Below are 7,016 nucleotides of genomic sequence, written 5' to 3'. Positions count from 1 at the left end.
TGACAGATGATCATAATAAATAAAAAGGCTATCGACAATACTTTGTCGACAGCCTTTTTATTTAAAATATATGTTAATTATAATGTAAATGTAATAAAATCCCAAATAATACAAATGGACATATTTGGTAAAAAAGTTTATATTTTCAAATTTATCCACTCTTGGCGCATTATGGCTAATTTTTTAGCTTTTTTGTTATTTGATATTGCCCGGAAATATAAAAACCACTGACAGCTTGTCAATGGCCTATTAGATGACTATCTCTTTTGCTGGGCTTTAAGAACGGGAATGGCTATATAGACTCCCGTTATGGTGAGGACGATAAGGCCTATGGCTGCCAGGTCAACAAGCCACTTGGCATGTATGTTGCCGATTTTTCCCTGATGAAGTCCTTTAGCTAAGCTAAAAGCACTGGATGCATCGGCCTTGGTTCTATCTGGGGTTTGCCTTTCTCCTTGTGCTGGTCTTTCTGCCTGTCGCCTATTTATTGGTTCTGAATTGTTGGCGGATTGTCTGGCCGGATTCATTTGCCGCTGTTCTTGTCCTACGATCCATGGTTCAGCCAATATGAATCCAGTAATTGCTTCTATGAGCAATATCAAAGCAAGAATGATTCCTAGCCATAAATGAAGCTTCCGTGCTATTCGATACATAGATACCCCCCATCTTACTATGTACACTGTTTCCTAGATATATTCTTAATTGTGAATTTATGTTATATTTTGCAAAAATTTAATTAAGTATACAGGATTTACCATTTATATGTAGAATAAATAAATACTTGTCCAGCTTCGAATCTGGTTACCTGTGGCTCATGGCTATGGTGCCAGATCGTTAGGGTATGTCTGGAAACGGCCATACCTCCCAATGTGGAAAGAAGAATAGGAGGAGATATTTTGAAAGGCAAAAGTATGTATTCGGTGGTATTTTTATTGATCCTTGCCCTTACGCTGACTGCTTGCGGTACATCACAAGTGGCTCAGCCAAAAGTCGAACAACAGAAACAGCTACTGCTTTCAAGCACTATTGGGCCTATTGATGCAGGTATTGTTTCCGTGTTGGAAGACGAGTTTCAAAAGAAAACAGGTATTGTTGTCCGTCATGTGGGTGCAGGTACAGCTGCAACCTTGCAATTGGCTAAGAGCGGTAATTTTGATTTAGTTATGGTGCATGCGAAAGAATTAGAGGAAAAGTTTGTCGCTGATGGTTTTGGGACCAAACGCTATGACCTTATGTATAATGACTTCGTTCTTGTTGGTCCACCGGAGGACCCAGCTGGCATAAAAGGTGAGAAGAGTGTTTCCAGGGCATTAAGAAAAATTGCTGATAGTAAAAGCCTGTTTATATCACGTGGTGATAAGTCAGGAACCCACGTTAAAGAAATCGAGTTGTGGAAAGCTGCTGGGATAGAACCTCAAGGCTCCTGGTACAGAATTTATCAACGTGGTGCCGAGGGTAATGTGAAAACACTCAAATATACCGATGAGCAAAGGGGTTACACCATTATCGACAGGGCTACTTATATAGTCCTGAAAAACGAAATTAACTTGGCGGTACTTGTGGAAAAGGACGAGTCTATGCTTAACTATATAACTTTGATCCCAGTAAATCCGGCAAAGTTTCCTTATGTTAAGCATGCGGAAGCTATGCAATTTATTGAATGGATGACATCTAAGGAAGGACAGCAGATTATTCGCGATTTTGGCAAAGACAAGTACGGAGAGCCTTTGTTTTTCCCCAATTCCCCGATAGGTAAAAATCTTAAATAGTTTTCAAATAAATAAACCTCCAGGTGCGACCTGGAGGTTATTTATCTGAAAACCGATCCGTTAAACTCTTTGCATTATTTAGCGTTCGCGCATTGCCTTTTGAATACGCTCAAGTCCTTTTTCGATAGTATCGCAAGAGGTTGCATAGGAGAAGCGGAGATATTCCTGGGTTTCACCGCTGTTACGTACTCCAAATGCCGAACGTGGCAGTACCGCGACATCGGCGTTATACAGCAGGTACTGCTGCAGGGCTTTACTGTCTGGCAGTCCTAGTTTATTACAGGCTTCAGTTACGTTAGGGAACACATAAAAGGCTCCGCTAGGAATCTTGCATGAGAACCCGGGAATACTGTTCAACCCAGCGACAATTAAATCACGCCTGGTTTTAAATTCATTAACCATGTGGTCGACAAAGTCTTGAGGGCCGGTCAAAGCTTCAAGGCCGCCCATTTGAACAAAGGTATTAGTGCAGGATTCGCAGTTGGTAATCAAGCGGGTAATATGAATAGCCAGTTCTTTGTTCATAATGCCATAACCCAGCCGCCAGCCAGTCATTGCATAGGTCTTGGAAAAGCCGTCGAGAATAATGGTTCTATCCTTCATACCTGGCAAAGAACTTATGCTGGCAAAGGTTCCGCCATACGTAATCCGGCTATAGATTTCGTCAGATAACACCCACAAGTCATGCCGGCAAGCCAAGTCAGCGATATGGGCTAAATCTTCGACAGTAAGCATGCCACCGGTAGGATTATGTGGGCTATTTAAAATAATCAGCTTGGTTTTGGGGGTAATCAGTGTCTCTAATTCGGCAATATCTAAACGGAAATCCTTTTCCTCGCGAATGGGAATCGGAACAGGTATGCCACCAGTAAACCGGATCACTGATTCATAAATGGGAAACCCAGGGTTAGGATAAAGAACTTCGTCACCCGGATCTACTAACGCATGCAGGGCATAGTAGATAATTGGTTTGCCACCAGGGGTTACTACCACTTCCTCGTGATTTACACATAAGTTTCGGGTATTTGATATATAGGTAGCAATGGCCTCCCTCAGTGGTAAAATACCGGCAGAGGGGCTATAGTGGGTAAAATTATTCCGAATAGCCGTAATGCAGGCTTGTTTGATATTGTCTGGAGTATCAAAATCAGGTTCGCCGATGGCAAAGCTAATAATATCGCGTCCGGCGGCTTTGAGACGGTTAACTTCATTAAGTACTTCAAAAGCGTTTTCTGAACCAAGGTGATTTATACGATTCGCCAGTTTCATATCCATTGTATCCTCCAAATTGATTAGGGAAAATATTCGCGAGATTATCCGGAATTCCTGCAAAATCTTTGGAGGCAATGGAAGAACCCGTCTGCGTGCTTTGATAATCTTAAACGACTTGGCATACTAGACTGGAAAACCAGAAAATGGGCTAATTCCCGTCTTGGATACTGGCGAATAGCCGATAGTTGGATGTTACACAGGTCATTAACAAACGAATACCTCGCATCCATTGGTATGATGATATAGCCAAGAGATACGAGGTAATGCACTCAAACTATTGAATCGCCGTATACCGAACGGTACGTACGGTGATGTGAGAGGTCAGCTATTCAACGAATGGGTAGCCTCCTACTCGATTATGTTACGATATTCGGTTTTAGAGATACCGCAATAATAAGTACCCATGACACAGGATGATGGAAATAATCATCAGAGGAAAGGCGATTTTTAAATACGGTATGAATGAGAGGCGAATTCCGTTTTTCTCGGCAATGCCGGCAACAATAACGTTAGCAGAGGCGCCAATGAGTGTGCCATTACCGCCAAGGCAGGCACCTAGTGCCAGTGACCACCAGAGTGGTTCCAAATTCATACCGGTTAATTGCCCCATTTCCTGAAGCATAGGGATCATGGTGGCGACAAACGGAATATTATCAATAAAGGCAGAGGCAAGAGCTGATACCCATAGTACCAGCAGCGAAGTTTGCGTCAAATCTCCATGAGTTACGCTTAGCGTCCATTGGGCTAGTTCGGCAATGACGCCAGTGGCCTTTAAACCGCCTACTAGGACAAACAGTCCAGTGAAGAAAAAGATAGTCGGCCATTCTACCTCTGTTAAGACTTCTTCAGGTTCTATCCGGCTGACCAACAACATAAGAATAGCACCTGTCAGGGCAATGGTAGCTGATTCCAAGTGAAGGAATCCGTGTAACATGAACCCAACAATAGTAATTGCAAGCACGGTTAGTGATTTCTTTAGTAGCGGCCAGTCTTTAATCTCATCCCGGCAATTAAGCTGTAAGATGGCTTCCCGGTTTTTTTCATCTATTTGTAAATCTTTACGATAAATGAGCAATAACAGGGCGATGGTTACTGCCAGCACGATAATACTAATGGGAGTCATATTAACAATAAATGCATTAAAATCCAGTCCTGTTGCACTGCCAATCATAATGTTAGGCGGATCACCAATCAAGGTGGCTGTTCCACCCACATTGGAGGCAATAATTTCCGAAATTAAGAAAGGAACCGGATTAACCTGTAGCATGTTAGTTAAGGTCAGAGTTACGGGTACAATTAGTAATACGGTGGTAACATTATCAAGAAAGGCCGATACCGTGGCGGTGATAAATGACAATAGCGATAGGAGCCGTAGCGGCTCACCGCGCGTTATACTAGCAGACCAAATGGCCAATGCCTCAAATACACCTGTTCGGCGAATAATAGCTACCAGAATCATCATTCCGGTTAACAGGCCGATAGTATTAAAATCAATGTCATCTTTTACTGCTGTTTCCTGGGTTAAAAAACCAAGTAGCAGCATAGCCAAGCCGCCGCTCATAGCAACGACCATTCTGGGTAGTTTTTCAAGAATAATTAAGGCATAAGTAAGTAAAAAAACTGTAACAGAACCCCAAAAAGCATAATCTTGCAATTAAATACGCCTCCTAAAGGTATAAGGAGAGTCTATGTTTGCGACTCTCCTTGTAAAGAATTCTCACCTTATTATGATACGACAGTTTTATTTTCGAGTCAAATGCTAGTATCTATTTTTCTTTCGTCCTAAAGCCAGGTTTCGGATAAAACTTCCTACCAAGAACCCTTGACAAAAGCGGCTGACATTGATTATGATATAAGTACATAAAAATTTGAAATATAGCAAATATTTTAGGAGGAGCCTGTCACCAAGGGCTCCTTCTATCATTTTTAGGGTTGCAAAGGAGGAGGCTTTTTAAGGCTCCTCCCCTTTATGTCTATTTGTAATTAATTCGAACCCGCTATTAGAATGCCGGCTTCTATAGTGGGGAGTCATATCTAACATACTGATTGTAACTATTTCCTAATAATATTTACTTAGGGAATTTAGTTTCAACTAAATTACAACAATAACGTCTATACTAAGAGGAGGGCTTGCTTTGCTGTACTAACAGAGAAGATTATCCAACAATAAACATATTAACTAAAGGAGGATTCAAAATGGAAATTAGTCAATCCACAATTGCTATAAGTGTTTTTTTGGTAGCATATGGATTAATTATCTCTGAGAAAATTCATCGTACTGTTGTTGCCTTGGCAGGAGCAGTGTTGGTTGTCATGTTAGGAGTTATAAGTCAGGAACAAGCCATTCATCATGTTGATTTTAATACCCTAGGGCTCTTAATTGGGATGATGGTTATTGTTGCTATTACCGGTGAAACCGGGCTGTTTAGTTATTTGGCTATTTGGGCAGCTAAAAAGGTAGACGGTCATCCATTAAAGTTATTGATTGTCTTAAGTGTAATTACGGCATTATGTTCATCTTTACTGGATAATGTTACTACCGTGCTTTTGATGGTTCCGGTAACGTTGAGTATTACTAAGCAGTTACAGGTTAATCCCATACCGTTTCTGATTTCGCAAATTATTGCTTCCAATGTTGGCGGTACTGCGACTTTGATTGGTGACCCGCCCAACATCATGATCGGCAGTGCGGTAAAAGAACTGGACTTCCTCGCATTTATTAACAATCTTGCCGGTATTTCTATGGTTATTCTTGCAGTCAATGTGGCCATACTGGCATTTATTTACCGCAAAGCGATTACGACTACTCCAGAGTTGAGAGAAAAGATTAGAAATCTTAATCCTGATGAGCAAATTACCAATCCGAAATTGCTTAAGATTTGTCTAGCTGTGATGGCTGTTACTTTGACGCTGTTTTTCCTCCATCAGCAACTGCATATGGAATCGGCCACTGTGGCTATTTTTGGTGCTGTAGTATTGCTGATGGCTGCAAGGAAAAATTCTGACCATGATTTGGAAAAGATTTTCCACAAAGTTGAATGGGTAGCTCTGCTATTTTTTGTCGGTTTGTTTATCTTGGTCGGCGGTCTTGTGGAAACAGGTGTAATTTCTTTATTGGCCCAGAAGTCAATGGAACTGACTGCTGGAAATACCACAACCACTGCAGTGCTGATTCTTTGGCTCAGTGCTATTGCTTCGGCGTTTGTTGACAATATCCCCTTTGTTGCTACGATGATTCCGTTAATTAAAGATATGGGAGCTTTGGGTATCACTAACCTGGACCCGCTGTGGTGGAGCTTAGCTCTGGGAGCTTGTTTGGGCGGTAACGGAACACTTATTGGTGCTAGCGCCAATGTTATTGTAGCTGGACTGGCAGCCCAGGCAGGGTATCCGATATCTTTCGTTAAGTTCTTCAAAATTGCTTTTCCGCTTACCATGTTGTCAATATTGATTTCCAACATTTATATTTATCTGCGGTATCTGATGTAATGGATTGGTGCCAATAATGGCATAATCGGATTTTATGCTCTAACGAGCCAGCTTTAAAGCGTACAAGTTAACTATGTGCTGACTGACGTCCTTCTAGGCTACTATTTGCGGTAGTTACAGTAGGGACGTCTTTTTTATATAAACTTTAATCAGGTCATGATGATGTTTTCCGCCAGGAAATATTTTGCCTGGTTATGTGCAACAATAGTACAGATAATGCTAGTTAACAGGTTAGGGTTATGCAGTTGTCAGTTGAAATACTAACAATCTTATATTATAATTAAGTTGTTTGGCAAAAAGTGATAAATTTAATACTGGCTAGTTTACTAATAGGAGGCGAAAAAAGTGAATGCTGGTTCTCGCCTGGAGGTTGATCTTGATAAAATAAAGTACAATACGACTAAAGTTGTTGAACTTTGCCATCGTAATGGAATCGAAGTGCTGGGAGTTACCAAAGGATTTAGTGCCATTCCAGAAATTGTGACC

5 protein-coding genes and 1 riboswitch are annotated in these 7,016 nt (G+C 41.2%); of the genes, 2 read left to right on the top strand and 3 right to left on the bottom strand.

The annotated features are described in order from the left end of the window. Window positions 1-257: 257 nt before the first annotated feature. Window positions 258-680 (bottom strand): PepSY domain-containing protein, encoded by a 423-nt coding sequence (locus tag AC29Z1_RS11110; RefSeq protein ID WP_488271529.1) that lies wholly within the window; start codon window positions 678-680, stop codon window positions 258-260. A gap of 97 nt (window positions 681-777) precedes the next feature. Continuing rightward, window positions 778-896, top strand: a riboswitch (molybdenum cofactor riboswitch). Between AC29Z1_RS11110 and AC29Z1_RS11105 the strand changes: the two genes are divergently transcribed. Beyond that, on the top strand, window positions 897-1,769 hold the full coding sequence (locus AC29Z1_RS11105) for an ABC transporter substrate-binding protein (RefSeq protein WP_488271528.1): 873 nt from the start codon (window positions 897-899) through the stop codon (window positions 1,767-1,769). It begins immediately after the preceding riboswitch. A 78-nt stretch (window positions 1,770-1,847) separates the two neighbouring features. Here the strand turns inward: AC29Z1_RS11105 and AC29Z1_RS11100 are convergent, their stop codons facing one another. Both AC29Z1_RS11100 and AC29Z1_RS11095 read right to left on the bottom strand, forming a co-directional pair. Then, window positions 1,848-3,044: a pyridoxal phosphate-dependent aminotransferase gene (locus AC29Z1_RS11100; RefSeq protein WP_488271527.1), complete on the bottom strand. Its 1,197-nt coding sequence runs from the start codon at window positions 3,042-3,044 to the stop codon at window positions 1,848-1,850. Window positions 3,045-3,417: 373 nt separating this feature from the next. Continuing rightward, window positions 3,418-4,695 carry an ArsB/NhaD family transporter gene (locus AC29Z1_RS11095; protein WP_488271526.1) on the bottom strand — a complete coding sequence of 426 codons (1,278 nt, stop codon included), beginning with the start codon at window positions 4,693-4,695 and terminating at the stop codon, window positions 3,418-3,420. Window positions 4,696-5,237: 542 nt separating this feature from the next. Here AC29Z1_RS11095 and AC29Z1_RS11090 point away from each other — a divergent pair. Beyond that, on the top strand, window positions 5,238-6,530 hold the full coding sequence (locus tag AC29Z1_RS11090) for an ArsB/NhaD family transporter (RefSeq protein ID WP_488271525.1): 1,293 nt from the start codon (window positions 5,238-5,240) through the stop codon (window positions 6,528-6,530). The last annotated feature ends 486 nt before the right edge of the window (window positions 6,531-7,016 follow it).

It is taken from the genome of Sporomusa sp., assembly GCF_057736855.1.
Note: the sequence above shows the minus strand (reverse complement) of the source record. Positions and strands in the feature narration are given on the sequence as shown.

Coding starts and splice junctions, on each gene's coding strand:
- AC29Z1_RS11100 (WP_488271527.1), bottom strand. CDS start 3,044: ATGGATATGAAACTGGCGAATCGTATAAATCACCTTGGTTCAGAAAAC.
- AC29Z1_RS11090 (WP_488271525.1), top strand. CDS start 5,238: ATGGAAATTAGTCAATCCACAATTGCTATAAGTGTTTTTTTGGTAGCA.